Source organism: Streptosporangium sp. NPDC049078 (genome assembly GCF_040648855.1).
Lineage (GTDB): Bacteria > Actinomycetota > Actinomycetes > Streptosporangiales > Streptosporangiaceae > Streptosporangium.
The window spans coordinates 597,138-611,663 of record NZ_JBEZEL010000001.1 but is presented as its reverse complement, the minus strand read 5'-3'; the positions used below and the strand labels follow the sequence as shown (position 1 = coordinate 611,663).

At 69.5% G+C, this 14,526-nt stretch carries 20 protein-coding genes; 9 read left to right on the top strand and 11 right to left on the bottom strand.

Translation table 11 applies throughout. From position 1 onward, the window contains the following. Positions 1–55 precede the first annotated feature (55 nt). The 9 genes from AB0B90_RS02605 to AB0B90_RS02565 all read right to left on the bottom strand — a co-directional run bounded on the left by AB0B90_RS02605 (position 56) and on the right by AB0B90_RS02565 (position 5,881). Positions 56–571: a GNAT family protein gene (locus tag AB0B90_RS02605; RefSeq protein WP_362920344.1), complete on the bottom strand. Its 516-nt coding sequence runs from the start codon at positions 569–571 to the stop codon at positions 56–58. Positions 572–691: 120 nt separating this feature from the next. Then, positions 692–826, bottom strand: coding sequence for a hypothetical protein (locus AB0B90_RS02600; protein WP_362920342.1), 135 nt, complete (start codon positions 824–826; stop codon positions 692–694). 39 nt (positions 827–865) lie between these two features. Continuing rightward, positions 866–1,195: a DUF2516 family protein gene (locus tag AB0B90_RS02595; protein WP_350943142.1), complete on the bottom strand. Its 330-nt coding sequence runs from the start codon at positions 1,193–1,195 to the stop codon at positions 866–868. Positions 1,196–1,611: 416 nt separating this feature from the next. After that, on the bottom strand, positions 1,612–2,094 hold the full coding sequence (locus AB0B90_RS02590) for a hypothetical protein (protein WP_350943144.1): 483 nt from the start codon (positions 2,092–2,094) through the stop codon (positions 1,612–1,614). A 3-nt stretch (positions 2,095–2,097) separates the two neighbouring features. Next, positions 2,098–2,628, bottom strand: a complete 531-nt coding sequence (locus AB0B90_RS02585; protein ID WP_350943146.1) for a helix-turn-helix domain-containing protein — start codon at positions 2,626–2,628, stop codon at positions 2,098–2,100. Between the two features lie 310 nt (positions 2,629–2,938). Further along, positions 2,939–3,862, bottom strand: coding sequence for a M56 family metallopeptidase (locus AB0B90_RS02580; RefSeq protein ID WP_350943148.1), 924 nt, complete (start codon positions 3,860–3,862; stop codon positions 2,939–2,941). Next, positions 3,863–4,228 (bottom strand): BlaI/MecI/CopY family transcriptional regulator, encoded by a 366-nt coding sequence (locus tag AB0B90_RS02575; protein ID WP_350943150.1) that lies wholly within the window; start codon positions 4,226–4,228, stop codon positions 3,863–3,865. It lies immediately after the preceding gene. A 121-nt stretch (positions 4,229–4,349) separates the two neighbouring features. After that, on the bottom strand, positions 4,350–5,141 hold the full coding sequence (locus AB0B90_RS02570) for a class I SAM-dependent methyltransferase (RefSeq protein ID WP_350943151.1): 792 nt from the start codon (positions 5,139–5,141) through the stop codon (positions 4,350–4,352). A 2-nt stretch (positions 5,142–5,143) separates the two neighbouring features. Further along, positions 5,144–5,881 carry an SDR family oxidoreductase gene (locus AB0B90_RS02565; protein ID WP_350943152.1) on the bottom strand — a complete coding sequence of 246 codons (738 nt, stop codon included), beginning with the start codon at positions 5,879–5,881 and terminating at the stop codon, positions 5,144–5,146. 107 nt (positions 5,882–5,988) lie between these two features. Here AB0B90_RS02565 and mshA point away from each other — a divergent pair, with 107 nt between their 5' ends. From mshA to AB0B90_RS02550, 3 genes are all read left to right on the top strand, one after another. Then, positions 5,989–7,272: a D-inositol-3-phosphate glycosyltransferase gene (mshA, locus tag AB0B90_RS02560; RefSeq protein WP_350943154.1), complete on the top strand. Its 1,284-nt coding sequence runs from the start codon at positions 5,989–5,991 to the stop codon at positions 7,270–7,272. A 127-nt stretch (positions 7,273–7,399) separates the two neighbouring features. After that, positions 7,400–7,879, top strand: coding sequence for a YbjN domain-containing protein (locus AB0B90_RS02555; protein WP_350943155.1), 480 nt, complete (start codon positions 7,400–7,402; stop codon positions 7,877–7,879). Positions 7,880–7,978: 99 nt separating this feature from the next. Further along, positions 7,979–8,722: a phosphoglyceromutase gene (locus AB0B90_RS02550; RefSeq protein WP_350943156.1), complete on the top strand. Its 744-nt coding sequence runs from the start codon at positions 7,979–7,981 to the stop codon at positions 8,720–8,722. A gap of 140 nt (positions 8,723–8,862) precedes the next feature. On the opposite strand, the gene phoU is transcribed toward AB0B90_RS02550, so the two are convergent. After that, the gene (gene phoU, locus AB0B90_RS02545) at positions 8,863–9,522 is read right to left on the bottom strand and encodes a phosphate signaling complex protein PhoU (RefSeq protein WP_350943157.1); all 660 of its coding nucleotides are present in this window, start codon (positions 9,520–9,522) and stop codon (positions 8,863–8,865) included. 158 nt (positions 9,523–9,680) lie between these two features. Here phoU and AB0B90_RS02540 point away from each other — a divergent pair, with 158 nt between their 5' ends. Together AB0B90_RS02540 and AB0B90_RS02535 are read left to right on the top strand one after the other, a co-directional pair. Then, positions 9,681–10,862, top strand: a complete 1,182-nt coding sequence (locus tag AB0B90_RS02540; RefSeq protein WP_350943564.1) for an ATP-binding protein — start codon at positions 9,681–9,683, stop codon at positions 10,860–10,862. Continuing rightward, positions 10,859–11,548 carry a response regulator transcription factor gene (locus AB0B90_RS02535; RefSeq protein WP_329089757.1) on the top strand — a complete coding sequence of 230 codons (690 nt, stop codon included), beginning with the start codon at positions 10,859–10,861 and terminating at the stop codon, positions 11,546–11,548. The genes AB0B90_RS02540 and AB0B90_RS02535 overlap by 4 nt, the downstream gene beginning before the upstream one ends. A gap of 165 nt (positions 11,549–11,713) precedes the next feature. Here the strand turns inward: AB0B90_RS02535 and AB0B90_RS02530 are convergent, their stop codons facing one another. Further along, positions 11,714–12,301, bottom strand: a complete 588-nt coding sequence (locus AB0B90_RS02530; protein WP_350943158.1) for a copper chaperone PCu(A)C — start codon at positions 12,299–12,301, stop codon at positions 11,714–11,716. A 261-nt stretch (positions 12,302–12,562) separates the two neighbouring features. Here AB0B90_RS02530 and AB0B90_RS02525 point away from each other — a divergent pair, with 261 nt between their 5' ends. From AB0B90_RS02525 to AB0B90_RS02510, 4 genes are all read left to right on the top strand, one after another. Continuing rightward, entirely contained in the window at positions 12,563–13,045 is a 483-nt protein-coding gene (locus tag AB0B90_RS02525; RefSeq protein WP_030924410.1) for a CarD family transcriptional regulator, read from the top strand. A 17-nt stretch (positions 13,046–13,062) separates the two neighbouring features. After that, on the top strand, positions 13,063–13,521 hold the full coding sequence (gene ispF, locus AB0B90_RS02520) for a 2-C-methyl-D-erythritol 2,4-cyclodiphosphate synthase (RefSeq protein WP_350943159.1): 459 nt from the start codon (positions 13,063–13,065) through the stop codon (positions 13,519–13,521). A gap of 206 nt (positions 13,522–13,727) precedes the next feature. Next, on the top strand, positions 13,728–13,994 hold the full coding sequence (locus AB0B90_RS02515; RefSeq protein ID WP_350943160.1) for a GlsB/YeaQ/YmgE family stress response membrane protein: 267 nt from the start codon (positions 13,728–13,730) through the stop codon (positions 13,992–13,994). A gap of 92 nt (positions 13,995–14,086) precedes the next feature. Beyond that, positions 14,087–14,353, top strand: a complete 267-nt coding sequence (locus AB0B90_RS02510) for a GlsB/YeaQ/YmgE family stress response membrane protein (RefSeq protein WP_350943162.1) — start codon at positions 14,087–14,089, stop codon at positions 14,351–14,353. Positions 14,354–14,526 lie beyond the last annotated feature (173 nt).

Below are 14,526 nucleotides of genomic sequence, written 5' to 3'. Positions count from 1 at the left end.
CTAGCATTGTTTCGGAAGTGTCAAAAGATGTTTCCGAAAAATCACCTTGTGTATGTCAAATTTCCCTGACAACCCAGTCAGGGGCAAGTATCGACATGATTACGGAGTCATACCATTCCCCGTTTAGGTGCAGGGCGTCACGACAGACACCCTCCTGGACGAACCCGAGCTTGCGGTAGACGTGCGCGGCCCGTTCGTTGAAGGCGTAAACCTCCAGGCCCACCCGGTGCAGCGGCGTGGTGCGGAAGACGTGGTCGAGGGTGAGCCGGATCGCCTCGCTGCCGTAGCCCTTCCCGTACGCCCGGGGGCCGATCAGCGCGATGCGCAGGTTGCAGGAGAGATTGTCGGCGTCGAGCTGGTTGAGCACGATCTCGCCCACGTAGGCGTCGTCACCGGAGGTGCAGATCGCCAGGTCCAGCCGGTCGTCGAGGTCGCCCCGCGAGCCGTACCAGGCCTTCAGCCCCTCGTAGTCGGGCTTGCCGTGCGAGCCGGTCAGCCGGACGGTCTCGGGGTCGTTGACCAGCTCCCAGAGGCCGTCCACGTGCTCGGGACCGACCGGCCGGAGCGTCACGTGCTCTCCGGGGAGTGTGGGTTTGCGCGCGAACATCATTCGGTGTGTCTACCGGCAGGAATCCCGCTGGGCAAGCAGATTCCCCCCGCGAGGGCACGACGGGCCCCGGCTCGGGGTGGGTCACCGGGGTGCGTACCGTCCCCGATCGCACGACGCGGTCCGGTCGCCGGAGTCGCCGGAGTCGCCGGAGTCGTCGGGGCCGTCGGGGTCGCCGGGGCCGTCGGGGTCGCCGGAGTCACTGCGGACTCCGGTCACCCTGACCCCGCGCGAGCCGCACCGTGGCGCGTCCCCGCGTCACCAGGGTCCGTACGGTCCCTGGTTGCCGCCGCCTCTGCCGATCTCCCCCACGGCGGGACGCACGTCGGCGAGGTAGATGCCCGAGGCGATGACGGACGCGATCGTGAAGATGCTCAGGACGCTGAGATACTGCACCGCGGCGGCGAAGCCGAACAGCGCCGCCAGCCCGAGGATGACCAGCCACAGCTTCTTGGTCTGCTTGCCGGTGGCCGCGAACGCCCGCGCCGGGGTCTTCACCGCGTGGATGAGCGCCCAGCCCGACAGTGCGAACACTCCGACGGCCAGGATCCAGAAGACCAGGTCCAGAGCACCGTGGATTTCGATCATCGTCTCTCCAGAACGTTCGCCTCGCCGGTCTCCCTCAGCCTAATGCCGAAAGTCCCGTTCGCGCCGCCCTCGGTTCTTACCGGCCGGGGCCGGCGGCTCGCTTCCGGCCCGCGCCGGACTCGTCCGTCCGTACCGGACCGCGCCGGTGGCTCGTTCTCGCGCCCGTCACGTCGGTCCGGCTCGTTCCCGGCGCCGGGTACGGCCCTCGGGCGGCGAAGGACCCGTCCCGGCCGCGCCGGAGCGGGTCCTGGAGCCGGAGCGTCGTCCGGTCGCGGCCTCACGGGGTTCATGGAGGTGGCCGTGAGCTCGTGCACGGCCCCGCCGCGTGAAGCGGTGGCGAGTCCGCGGGGGCCGGGCGGGTCCGGGGGTTTCGTGAGGTCCGCCGGACCGGCCGGCAGGTTTCGCGAAGGGCTCGCTCAGCTCTTGGTCGTGCCGGACGTCCTGGAGGTCCTGGAGGAGGTCCTCGTCGTGCCCGACGTGCTGGACTTCGTGGCGCGGGTGCCCTTCTTGGACGTCCGGGCGGCGGCGATCGCGGGCTCGGCGGCCTCGGAGACCTCCTCCAGCTCCAGGGCGATCTCGCCGCTGGTCTTGGAGACGACCTTGCGGCCGCGGCTGGCGAACTCCTCGTACAGCTCGTTGGCCCTGCCCGCGATGTGGTCGGCGTAGTCGCGCGCCTTCACCGGGAAGTCCTTGGCGTAGACCTCGGCCTTTCCGGCGAGCTGCCTGGCCCTCCCCGGGAGGTCCTTCGCGGCCTCGCGGATCTCCTCGCGGCGGCCCTGCAGCTTGTGGATCTGCTCGGGAAGCTCAAGGAGCTTCTCGACGGCGAAGTCGCCGGCCCCGGCGACGGCGTAGAACGGCTTGGACTCGGCCAGCTTCTTGACTTCGGTGGTGATGGGCATGGGTTAACCTTCCTTGGTTTCCTTGGTGATGTGGCCGTTGCTCGGAGGGGCCGCGTAGGGCTTCAACGCGGTGAGGTATTCCTTCGGGAGCGGCACCTCGTCGTCAGACGAGGAGTCCGCGTCACCTCGCCGGGGCTCCGGTGCGAGAGGCGCTTTCTGGGAGGTCTGCGCGTCGTCGTCCGGGGCCTCGGCCTGTTGGTTCTCCTTGCGGAACGACTCGTAGATGTCGATCAGCACCTGGCGCTGGCGCTCGGTGATGAGATGGTCGGCCCTGATCGCGGTCAGCACGTCGCTGTCCGGCTCGCGCTCCTCGATGAGGCCGGCCTGGACGTAGAGCGCCTGCGACGAGATGTGCAGGCCTTTCGCGATCTGGTTCAGGATCTCGGCGCTGGGCTTGCGCAGCCCGCGCTCGATCTGGCTCAGGTAGGGGTTGGAGACCCCAGCCGCCGCGGCGAGCTGCCGAAGGGAGATCTTCGCGTGCGTGCGTTGCTCGCGGATGTACTCACCGATCGAACCGACCTTGGGTAGTGCCATGGTTCGAGTCTGCCGCACGGTGCTTGCAATTGCAAACGGGATGGCTAACACTTGCAAGCACTTTGGGGTGAGCTTGGTTAAACCTGGAGGAAACCAACCACATCGCCAGGAGGGCCCCCGATTTCGGCATACGGATCCGCCGCACCTTCACGGAGACCCAACACGGGACTGCACTCGGTGAGGGGGGCTCGGTGCCGCGCGTGCGACGGTCGCCGCGCCCGCCAGGGGGCCCGGTGCAGGGTCTTCGGTGCGGAACCGGCACAAAGGCGGCGCCGACTTCGGTGCGTGGCCGGCCGCAAGAGCGGTGCGGTCAGTACGGGACCAGCCACAGGAGCGGTGCCGAGGACGTCAGGGCGACGGAGAAGGCGACGATGGCGTAGCGCACCCCGCGCGGCAGGACCGGGACCGGGTTCACCAGACGCTCGACCCTGGCCATCACGGCGGCGGCGGAGTTCGCGGCGCCCAGCGCGCCGTGCGGGGCCGGGACGGCGCCCGCCGTGCCGAAGCGCAGCAGGGCGGTCGCGAGGCGGCGTGCGGAGCAGCCGCGGCGGGCGACGTCGTCGGCGGCCATCTCCACGAGCAACCCGACCTCGCCCTGCGCGTCCCTGACCACGCGCGACCAGGGCAGCGCCCTGCGCAGCGCGGCGAACGGCAGCAGCACCAGGTCGTGCCGCTCACGCACGTGCGCGGCCTCGTGGGCGAGCACCGCGCTCAGCTCGTCGGCGGAGAGCAGCTTCAGCGCCCCCTCGCTCACCACCACCTGGGAGCGCAGGCCGGGCACGCAGTAGGCGGTGGCGCCCGGGTGGTCGAGCACCCGCACGCCGGGGACCACCGGATCCTCCCTCGCGATCAGGGCGAGCAGGGTGCGATGGCGCCTGCGGGCGCGGAGCGTCTGCGTGCCCGCGGCGAGGAGGACCAGGATCAGCACGGCGAGCGCGGTCAGCCCCGCGACGAGCGCGAGGATCCTCGGCATGTCGTACGGCCTGGGAAGGCCCTGCCCGGCGCCGAACGCGGAGATCGCGAACTCGTGCAGGCCGTGCAGCACGCCCTCGCCGTAGGGTTCGAGCGCGTAACCGAGCAGGGCGCCCGTCCCGGCGAGCCCCCAGGTGACCCCGAGTGCCTGCCACAGGACGATGGCCACGTGCGGGGCACGATAGGTCCATCGAGCCCGGGTGAACCGCCAGGCGCCGACCGCGCAGACCAGGGCGAGCGTCGCCAGCGCTGCCGCGGTCATCTACTCGTCCTCCAGGTCCTCCAGGTCCGTCAGGGCCCTGCGCAGGATGTCGGCTTCGGTGCCGGTGACGGCCTGGGCGAACCGGGTGAGGGCCGCCGACCGGTCACCGGTCAGATCCAGCGCTTCCAGCATAAGCTCCGCGACGTAGGCGTCGCGGCTCTCCGCCGGTGCGTACCGCCACGCGCGCCCGTCGCGGGTGCGGAGCAGGAAGCCCTTACGGGTGAGCCGGTCGAGCACGGTCATCACAGTGGTGGGCGCCAGGTCGCGGTCGGCGATGAGACGTCCGACCTCCCGCGCCGTCACAGAGGATGGCTGTGCCCAGATGATGTCCATGATGCTGCGTTCAAGCTCGCCGAGACCCTTCACGCATCCAAGCCTAACTCCCGCACCACGAGGGGTAGTACTACGGGTTGTCGAGTGATGTGCGTCACATGCTTCTCACCGTGTGTCATCCCGTCCAGGTCGTCGCCCGGGGCGCACCTCGCGATCATCGCGGGGCGACCGCGGACCAGGGCAGGGTGATCTCGCCGAGCCGCCAGCGCGACCGGCCGCCCAGCGGGGGGTGCTCGGCGAGCGGCCAGGTCCCGGCGAGCGTTCCCGCGGCGGCGATCCAGCGCTGCCGGGAGCCGTACGAGCTCAGGGGGGCGTTGACCGCCCAGGCGCGGTCGAAGTCGCGCAGGAAGGCGTGGACGGGCTCGCCGGGGACGTTGCGGTGAATGAGCGTCTTGGGCAGCCGGTCGGCCAGGTCGGAGGGGCGTTCGAAGGAGTCGAAACGGGCCGAGACGGTGAGCGTCCGCGGCCCCGAGCGGTCGAGCCCCACCCAGACCGCGCGGTGGCCCACCTCCGAGCAGGTGCCCTCGACGATCATCCCGCCCGGCGCGAGCCGTTCGGACAGCATCGCCCAGTATCCCCACGCCTGCGCCTCCCCGTACTGTCGCAGCACGTTGAACGCCCTGACCAACAGGGGTGGCCTCGCCACCGGCAGCTCGAAGCCGCCCAGCGCGAAGGACAGCCCCGGCCGCTCGTACGGTTTGGCCGCCGCCACCCGGGCCGGGTCGATCTCGACGCCGACGACCTCGACCGAGGGGCAGACCGCGCGCAGCCGCAGGAACATCTCCAGGGTCGTGGTGTGCGAGGCCCCGTACCCGAGGTCGACCACGAGAGGGCGGACGGCGGAGCGCAGCGCGCGGCCGTGCGCGGCGACGATCCAACGGTCGGCCCGGCGCAGGCGGTTGTGCCCCGTGGTGCCCCTGGTGATCTCTCCTATCGGCTTCGGCACGGTCAGACGCGGTGGACCTTGTGCTGGGCGGCCTGGGCCCGGGGGCGGATGACGAGGCGGTCGACGTTCACGTGGGCCGGGCGGGTCACGCACCAGGCGATGGCGTCGGCCACGTCGTCGGCGGAGAGCGGGCCGGGCACGCCCTCGTAGACCTGATCGGCGGCTGCGGAGTCGCCGCGGAAGCGGTTCAGCGAGAACTCCTCGGTGTGGACCATCCCGGGGGCGACCTCGACGATCCTGAGCGGCTGTCCGACCAGCTCCAGCCTCAGCACCTCGGTCATCGAGGTCTGCGCGTGCTTGGCCGCGTTGTATCCGCCGCCGCCCTCGTAGGAGACGAACCCGGCCACCGAGGTCAGCATCAGCAGCACGCCGTCACCCGACGCGACCAGCTTGGGCAGCAGGGCCTGGGTGACGCGGAGCGTGCCGAGCACGTTGACGTCGTACATCCGCTGCCAGTCGGCCACCTTCCCGCTCGCCACGGGTTCCAGGCCGATCGCACCACCGGCGTTGTTGACCAGCACGTCGCAGCGGTCGAGCGAGGCGGCGAGCTCGTCCACCGACTCCTGCGACGTCACGTCCAGGGTGACCGGGCGGACGCCTGGCACCTCGGCGGCCAGCTCGTCGAGCCGCTCCCTGCGCCGCGCCGCGGCCACCACGTCGAAGCCCTCTGCGGCGAGCCTGCGGGCCGTCGCCTCGCCGATTCCGCTACTGGCCCCTGTCACCACAGCCGTCCTCTTCATGACCCCTCATCCTGCCAGGAGCCCTCGGGACCCATCCGCCCGGACTCGAAGAGGCTATGTGTCGGGAATGTTGCGGATTATCCGGTGGTTGAGCCCTCTCGGAGGTGGTGTCGGTGAGGCGACGGCGGGTCAACCGGGTCGCGACGATCAGCATGCACACGTCTCCCCTGGATCAACCGGGGACCGGGGACGCGGGCGGGATGAACGTCTACATCGTCGAGGTGGCGAAACGCCTGGCCGAACTCGGGGTGGAGGTGGAGATCTTCACCCGGCAGACATCCCGGGATCTGCCACCGGTCGCGGAGATCGTTCCGGGCGTCTCCGTCCGCCACGTCACCGCGGGACCGTACGAGGAGCTGGACAAGGGAGACCTGCCCGGCCAGCTCTGCGCCTTCCTGTCGGGCGTGCTGCGCACCGAGGCCATGTACGAGCCGGGCCGCTACGACGTCATCCACTCCCACTACTGGCTCTCCGGTCAGGTGGGCTGGCTGGCCAAGGAACGCTGGGGCCTGCCGCTGGTGCACACCATGCACACCATGGCAAAGGTGAAGAACCTCCTGCTCGCCGCCGACGACAGGCCGGAGCCCGCCGCCCGCGTACTGGGCGAGCAGCAGGTCGTGGACATCGCCGACCGCCTGGTGGCCAACACCCCGACCGAGGCCGAGGAACTCGTCCAGCTCTACGGCGCCGCCCCCGCCCGGGTGGAGGTCGTCAACCCCGGTGTGAGCCTCAGAGTCTTCCAGCCCGCCTCCCAGGGGGCGGCCCGCCACCGGCTCGGGCTGCCGCAGGACGCGCACGTGCTGCTGTTCGTGGGCAGGGTGCAACCGCTCAAGGCCCCGGACGTGCTGCTGCGCGCCGCGGCCAGGATGCTCATCGACGACCCCTCGCTCAGGTCCAGGCTGGTCGTCGCCTGTGTCGGCGGCCCCAGTGGCAACGGCCTGGCCAGGCCCTCCTACCTCAACGACGTGGCCGCCTCGCTGGGGATCTCCGACGTGGTGAGGATCGTTCCCCCCGCGCCCCAGCACGAGCTGGTCGACTGGTACCGCGCGTCCGACGTGACCGTCGTCCCCTCCCACAACGAGTCGTTCGGCCTGGTCGCCCTGGAGTCCCAGGCCTGTGGCACCCCGGTCGCCGCCGCGTCCGTGGGCGGGCTGCGCACCGCCGTACGCGACGGCGTGTCCGGGGTGCTCGTCGAGGGGCACGACCCCCACGACTGGGCGCGGGTGCTCGCCAGGTTCGTCTACGAGCCCGCCTGGCGGGAGACGCTGTCGGCGGGCTCGGTGGCCCACGCGGCGGCCTTCGGCTGGTCGGCCACCGCGGCCCGGCTGGCGGACGTCTACGCCGGGGCGATGGCGAACCTGCACCGGCTCCCGGTCGCGGTCAACTCGTGAGGACCGCTCGCGAGTCCGGTGACGCGGCCTCCGGGGCCTGCTGCTCGGCCCGAACCCCGGCACCTCGTCCGGGGGGCTCGTGAGGCGGGGACGGCCCGCGCGTGAGGGCCGCTCGTAAGCTGGGCCCATGCGCGAAGTGATCGAGGCGGCGCTGAAGAGCGCGGACGCCTCCTACGAGCAGCCCAGGCCGGGGGCCTTCCTGGTGAGGCTCCCCGGCCAGCACAAGCTCGCCACCATGACCTGGTTGATCGTCGGTGACCAGGCCCTGCATGTGGAGGCGTTCTTCTGCCGTCAACCCGACGAGAACCACGCCGAGTTCTACCGCTGGCTCCTCACCAAGAACGGTTCCATGTACGGGGTGCACTTCGCCCTCGACCCGATCGGCGACGTCTACCTCGTGGGCCGTGTCCCGCTGGCCGCGGTCACCGACGAGGAGGTCGACCGCCTCCTCGGGTGCGTGCTCACCTACTCGGACGAGGGTTTCGACCGCGCGCTCGAACTGGGCTTCGCCTCCTCGATCCGGCGCGAGTGGGAGTGGCGCGCCAAGCGCGGCGAGTCGCTCGCCAACCTCCAGGCCTTCGCCCGCTTCGCCGACCCCGAACGCTGAGGGCACCGTCCCGAGAACGGGTCGCCCGGTACGTCGGGCGGTCCCGGGGCGGGCGGAGTACCCGGAAACGTCCAGCAGGCGCCCACTAAGCTTGTCGGCATGTCGACTTTGGTGCTGCTTCGGCACGGTGAGAGTGAGTGGAACGCGAAGGGTCTGTTCACCGGATGGGTGGACGCGGGGCTCTCGGCCAAGGGCGAGGAGGAGGCGCGGCGCGGCGGGCAGCTGCTGCTCGACGCGGGGGTGCGACCCGACGTGGTGCACACCTCCCTGATGAGCAGGGCGATCCAGACGGCGAACCTCGCGCTGGGCGCCGCGGACCTGCTCTGGCTGCCGGTCTCCCGGTCCTGGCGGCTCAACGAGCGCCACTACGGCGCCCTGCAGGGCAAGGACAAGGCGCAGACGCGGGCCGAGTTCGGTGACGAGCAGTTCATGCTCTGGCGCCGCTCCTACGACGTCCCGCCGCCCCCGATCGCCGACGACGACGAGTTCTCCCAGGTCGGTGACGCCCGCTACGCGCTCCTGCCGAGCGAGCTGATGCCGAGGACCGAGTGCCTCAAGGACGTCGTCGAGCGCATGCTGCCGTACTGGTACGACCAGATCGTGCCCGACCTCGCACAGGGGAGGAGCGTGCTGGTCGTCGCGCACGGCAACTCGCTCCGCGCGCTGGTCAAGCACCTGGACGGGATAGGCGACGACGAGATCGCCGGGCTCAACATCCCCACCGGCATCCCGCTCAGGTACGAGCTGGACGCCGACTTCCACCCGGTCACCAAGGGCGGACAGTATCTCGACCCCGCCGCGGCCGAGGCCGCCATCGAGGCCGTGGCCAACCAGGGCAAATAGCCCTGACGTTCCGAAAAGTAGATAAAAGACCAAAAAAAGAGCAAAAAGAGGGAGGGCCCGCCGGATCCGGCGGGCCCTCCCTCTCTTCCTTTTCCGTGAAGACGCTCGTGAAGGCCGGCGGGGATCGGCCGGCGGGGGACTCAGAGCACGGAGGTGTCCTGGGGACGGGAGCCCGTCACCAGATAGACCACGTCGTGCGCGACACGGACCGCGTGGTCGGCGTAGCGTTCGTAGTAGCGGCCGATCAGTGTCACGTCGATGGCCGGCTCGACGCCGTACTTCCAGTCGGGGGCCATCAGGATCTTGAACAGTCTCCGGTGCAGTTTGTCCATGGCGTCGTCGTCGGACTCCAGTTCCAGGGCCGACTCCACGTCGCGCGAGGCGATGCAGCTGCCGGTCTTGGTGACGAGGCGCTCGGCGATCTGGCCCATCTCCAGAATGGTGGAGCGGATCTCGGGCGGGATCGCGGAGTCGGGGTAGCGCAGCCTGGCGATCTTGGCCACATGCTCGGCGAGGTCGCCCATCCGCTCCAGGTCGGTGCCCATCCGCAGCGCCGCGATGATCATTCTGAGGTCCACGGCCACGGGCTGCTGCCGCGCCATCAGGTCGAAGATCGTGGTCTCGACCTCCGCGAAGACCCGGTTGACCTCCTCGTCCTGGGAGATGACGCTCTCGGCGAGCTGGAGGTCGGCGTCCAGGAGGGCGGTGGTGGCCCGCGATATCGCCGACCTGACGAGGCGGGTCATCTCGACCAGCCGTCCGGTGAGGGCGTCGAGGTCTTCGTGGTAGGCGTCGCGCATGCCACTCACGGTAGGGCGATAACGGTGAACGAACCTCGACCGTAAAGTGAACTTTATGGGAAAGCCCGTGGTCATGCCCCTTTAGCCGTCCCCAACGGGAAAACCCCGACCTACCATCGAGGACGTGAAGCCTACGGGAGGACCACGTGAGTGAGCTGATGGCGAGCCTGGCCGCACTGGCCGGTTTCGTCGTGGGAGCGCTGGCCGTGATGGTCGTCCGCCAGAACCACGGACAGCGGAGAGCGATGACACCGGTTTACGGCGTCGAGCCCGGCGCGTTGCCCCAGGGGGTCGCCTCGGTGCTGGCCGTGCTGCCGTCCTCGGCGGTCGTGCTCGACAAGGAGGACCGCGTGCTGCGCGCCAGCTCGGCGGCCCGCGCGTTCGGCCTGGTCAAAGGAGATCACCTCATGGCGGCCGAGTTGCTCGCGCTCGCCAGGAAGGTGCGCAGGGACGGCGAGATCCGCGAGAGCGAGATCGAGGTGGCCGGCCACAAGTTCGGCCAGGAGTCGACCAGCTTCGCGGTGCGGGTCGCCCCGCTCGGCTCTCACGGCCAGGTGCTCGTCCTCGCCGAGGACCAGACCGAGCACCGCCGCGTCGAGGCGGTACGCCGCGACTTCGTGGCCAACGTGAGCCACGAGCTCAAGACGCCGGTGGGTGCGCTCTCGCTGCTGGCCGAGACCATCCAGGACGCCGCCGACGACCCCGAGGCCGTCACCCGCTTCGCGGGGCGCATGCAACACGAGGCGGCCCGGCTCACCTACCTGGTCCAGGACCTCATCACCCTCTCCCGCATCCAGGGCGCCGAGCCCATCCCCACCCCCGGCCCGGTCCTGATCGACGAGGCGGTCCACGAGGCCATCGACCGCTGCAACACCACCGCGGCCGCCAAGGACATCACCCTCGTCGCCGGCGGGGTCGAGGGCCTGCGGATATGGGGTGACGACGAGCTTCTCGTCACCGCCCTGCGCAACCTCATCGACAACGCGGTCGCCTACAGCCCCGAGCACACCCGGGTCGTGGTCAGCGCCCGCGCGGCGGGCCCCAACACCGAATCCGTCGAGATCAGCGTGAGCGACCAGGGGATCGGCATCCCCGAGAGCGCCCAGGAGCGGATCTTCGAACGGTTCTTCCGCGTCGACGCGGCACGCTCGCGGGCGACCGGTGGCACGGGCCTGGGCCTGGCCATCGTCAAGCACGTGGCCGCCTCCCACAACGGGGCGGTCACGGTGTGGAGCAAGGAAGGTTCCGGTTCCACATTCACCCTCCGCCTGCCCGCCTTCGGCGGCATGGCGGTTACGGAACCAGCTACGACCACGATCCCCCTGGAGGCCGCGCAGTGACCCGCGTGCTCGTTGTCGAGGACGAGGAATCGTTCTCCGACGCCCTGTCATACATGCTGCGCAAGGAAGGCTTCGAGGTGGCCGTGGCCGCCACCGGGCCGGAAGCGCTGGAGACCTTCGACCGCAACGGCGCCGACCTGGTGCTGCTCGACCTGATGCTTCCCGGCCTGCCCGGCACCGAGGTCTGCCGCTCGCTCCGCCAGCGCTCCAACGTGCCCGTCATCATGCTCACCGCGAAGGACAGCGAGATCGACAAGGTCGTCGGGCTGGAGCTCGGAGCCGACGACTACGTCACCAAGCCCTTCTCCTCCAGAGAACTGGTGGCCCGTATCCGCGCGGTGCTGCGCCGCCAGGGCGACGTGGAGGAGCTGGAGTCGGCGGTGCTGGCCGCCGGTCCGGTCAGGATGGACGTCGATCGCCACATCGTCGCCGTACGCGGTGAGGCGGTGCAGCTGCCGCTGAAGGAGTTCGAGCTGCTGGAGGTGCTGCTGCGCAACGCCGGGCGGGTGCTCACCCGGGGCCAGCTCATCGACCGGGTCTGGGGCGCCGACTACGTGGGCGACACCAAGACCCTGGACGTGCACGTCAAGCGGCTGCGGGCCAAGGTCGAGTCCGATCCGTCCAACCCGCGCTGCATTCTCACCGTCCGGGGTCTGGGGTACAAGTTCGACCCCGCCGAGATCTGAGCCTCCCCACGGCCTCGGGGGCGCCGTTCGCCTCCGCGAAGGCGACGACCTCCGTGACGCCCGCCTCGGGATGATCGCTCGCCTCCGGACGATCCGAGGGGCCGTACGGCGTGCCCGCGCCGTACGGCCCCTCGGCGTGTCCGGAGGCCCTCACCGGGACGGCGATCAGTGGCCGGAGGAGTGCTCCTCGCCGGTGGCGGTGGCCGAGGGGGTGGCCGACGGCGTGGGCGCCGCGGAGGCGCCGGGAGCCTGCGGGTAGGCGGTGAACTCGCGGCTGCGAGTGATCACCGGGATCGTGAGCTGCACGATCCCGGCGTTGGCGAACTGCAGCTGCACCTTGACGCCCTCGCCGCCCCTGAGCGGCTTCTTCAGCCCCTCGATCAGGATGGTGGGGGTCGGCTTGCCGACGCTCACCCGCTGGTTGTGAGGGAGCGGCACGGGCGCGCTCACCTTCGCCGTACCGAGGGCGGGGTCGACGCCGAGACCGACGAGCTGGTCGGAGCCCGCGTTGGTGTTGATCAACGACAGGTAGAGCGGGGTGGCCGCACCCTCCGGCAGCGTCGCGCCCGAGTCGGGCCCCAGGAAGAAGGCCTGGGAGATGTCGATGCCGTTCGCCTTGACCGTGAGGGCCTCGGTCGGCGAGTAGGGCTTGTTGGTGATCGCGTCGGATCCGGCACCGCAGCCGGCCAGTGCCGAAGCGGCTGCGAGGAACGCCGCGGCGACGATCGCCCGGTGGCGGATGTTGCGGGTCACGGTGCGAGTTCTCCTTGTCACGCGTGAGATAGGGCAAGGGCAACCCTATCGGCGGCGTTTACCGGGTTTCCCGCCGACCCGCCTCATCATCCGAAGACGGGGAACGCAGGTCATAAGCGCTTTTTGCCCCTCTGATTCATACACTTGGCCACTTGTCAAGTCATAAGATGCGGCTTTGACCTGCAGTTATGGTGATTTCACTGTTCCGGGAGGCTGTGGATACGTGGTACTCTTGAGTACAGCGGAAGGGGTACTTGTCACATGACTTTCCAGGTCGGCGACACTGTCGTCTACCCCCACCACGGGGCTGCTCGGATCGAGGCGATCACGACCCGAACCATCAAGGGTGAGGAAAGGACCTACCTGGTTCTTAAGGTCGACAAGGGCGACCTTACCGTCCAGGTGCCGGCAGACAACGCAGAGCTCGTGGGTGTTCGCGATGTCGTCGGACAAGAGGGCCTTGAGCGCGTTTTCGACGTGCTTCGAATGCCTCACACCGAAGAGCCCACCAACTGGTCCCGACGCTACAAGGCGAACCTTGAGAAGCTGGCGTCCGGTGACGTCAACAAGGTTGCCGAGGTCGTTCGCGACCTGTGGCGGCGAGACAGGGAGCGCGGACTCTCCGCGGGAGAGAAGAGAATGCTGGCGAAGGCCAGGCAGATCCTCGTCAGCGAGCTCGCGCTCGCGGAGAAGACCAACGAGGACAAGGCCGAGGCCCTGCTGGACGAGGTTCTCAACTCCTGAACAAGACATTTCCACGGGTGGGCGTCGGGGTCGACGTCCACCCGTTCGCTTCCGGTCGCGAGCTTCACCTCGCGGGCCTGCACTGGCCGGGTGAGACCGGCCTGGCAGGCCACTCCGACGGTGACGCCGCGGCCCACGCCGCCTGTGACGCGCTGCTCTCCGCGGCGGGTCTCGGTGACCTCGGCGGTCTGTTCGGCACGTCCGACCCCCGGTGGTCCGGTGCCTCGGGCGCGGCCCTGCTGGAGGAGACCGCCCGCAAGGTGCGCGCCGCGGGCTTCGAGATCGGCAACGTGGCCGTCCAGGTGATCGGTAACCGTCCCAAGCTCGCTCCCCGGCGTGTCGAGGCCGAGAAGGCCCTCAGCGCCGCCGTGGGGGCTCCCGTGAGTGTCAGCGCCACCACGACCGACGGGCTGGGCCTCACCGGGCGGGGCGAAGGGGTGGCCGCCGTCGCGACCGCGATCGTGGTGAACCTGTAGCGGGTGCCGGACGTCTCCTATACGGAACGCGGAAAACGTTCCGGCGAGCGGCGCGGAATGCTCGTCGATCCATATCGAGGCGGTGGCCCGTTTCTTGGCGCGGTACGGGCCACCCCTTTTCTCAGCGTGATCGCTTCTTTAGCGTGATCAGTGAATGCTCTGGGTAACCCCTTGGTGACCGTGTCTCGTAACAGGGGGAGCCAGACATGATCGTCTCGATTGTCTCCGCAATCATCATCGGCGCCATCATCGGCGCCCTGGCGCGACTCATTCTTCCCGGACGCCAGAACATCAGCATCGGCCTGACGCTCATCGTCGGCATCGTGGCCGCGCTCATCGGCACCGCCATCGCCGGGGCGCTCGGTCTGATCCACACGCGCGGGATCAACTGGTGGGAGCACATCATCCAGCTGGCGCTCGCGGTGCTGGGGGTGCTCCTCGTCGTCCAGATGCAGGCGAGAAAGACGCACTGACGGATTTTTTGCCGCCGACAGGCATATCCGTGACCCAGGGGGTAGCCACCTCCCCATGAGAGTGAAGGTCTCACCCTCACTGGGAGGTTGAAATGACTATCGCATCCATTCTCGGGGCAATCGTTATCGGCGCGATCATCGGAGCCCTCGGCCGCCTCCTGCTTCCCGGTAGGCAGGCGATCGGAGTGGTCCTGACCGTTGTCGTCGGCATCATCGCCGCGCTCATCGGCACCGCCATCGCCCAGGGTCTCGGCGTCGCCACCACGAGCGGTATCGACTGGATCGAGCTCGTCATGCAGGTGGGTCTGGCTGTCGTCGGTGTCGGTCTGGTCGCCGGTCTCAAGCGTTCCAGGGTTTAGGCGAACACCCGGGTGAAGATCCCGGTGACCTCGCCGAGGCTCGACTGGACCCCCTCCGGTCCGGAGGTGCTCACGGTGCCGACGATGTCACCGTGCTCCAGGAGAAGACCCGCTCGGCTCCGTCTGGCATGCCGAGCGGGTCTCGGCCGTTTCCGGCAGGTTCGGGGCAACGC

Bases quoted from the DNA above. Each gene is read 5' to 3' on its own strand.
- AB0B90_RS02595 (WP_350943142.1), bottom strand. From the start codon at position 1,195: ATGATCGAAATCCACGGTGCTCTGGACCTGGTCTTCTGGATCCTGGCC.
- AB0B90_RS02590 (WP_350943144.1), bottom strand. From the start codon at position 2,094: ATGCCCATCACCACCGAAGTCAAGAAGCTGGCCGAGTCCAAGCCGTTC.
- AB0B90_RS02585 (WP_350943146.1), bottom strand. From the start codon at position 2,628: ATGGCACTACCCAAGGTCGGTTCGATCGGTGAGTACATCCGCGAGCAA.
- AB0B90_RS02580 (WP_350943148.1), bottom strand. From the start codon at position 3,862: ATGACCGCGGCAGCGCTGGCGACGCTCGCCCTGGTCTGCGCGGTCGGC.
- AB0B90_RS02565 (WP_350943152.1), bottom strand. From the start codon at position 5,881: ATGAAGAGGACGGCTGTGGTGACAGGGGCCAGTAGCGGAATCGGCGAG.
- AB0B90_RS02555 (WP_350943155.1), top strand. From the start codon at position 7,400: ATGCGCGAAGTGATCGAGGCGGCGCTGAAGAGCGCGGACGCCTCCTAC.
- AB0B90_RS02550 (WP_350943156.1), top strand. From the start codon at position 7,979: ATGTCGACTTTGGTGCTGCTTCGGCACGGTGAGAGTGAGTGGAACGCG.
- phoU (WP_350943157.1), bottom strand. From the start codon at position 9,522: ATGCGCGACGCCTACCACGAAGACCTCGACGCCCTCACCGGACGGCTG.
- AB0B90_RS02540 (WP_350943564.1), top strand. From the start codon at position 9,681: ATGGCGAGCCTGGCCGCACTGGCCGGTTTCGTCGTGGGAGCGCTGGCC.
- AB0B90_RS02525 (WP_030924410.1), top strand. From the start codon at position 12,563: ATGACTTTCCAGGTCGGCGACACTGTCGTCTACCCCCACCACGGGGCT.
- AB0B90_RS02515 (WP_350943160.1), top strand. From the start codon at position 13,728: ATGATCGTCTCGATTGTCTCCGCAATCATCATCGGCGCCATCATCGGC.
- AB0B90_RS02510 (WP_350943162.1), top strand. From the start codon at position 14,087: ATGACTATCGCATCCATTCTCGGGGCAATCGTTATCGGCGCGATCATC.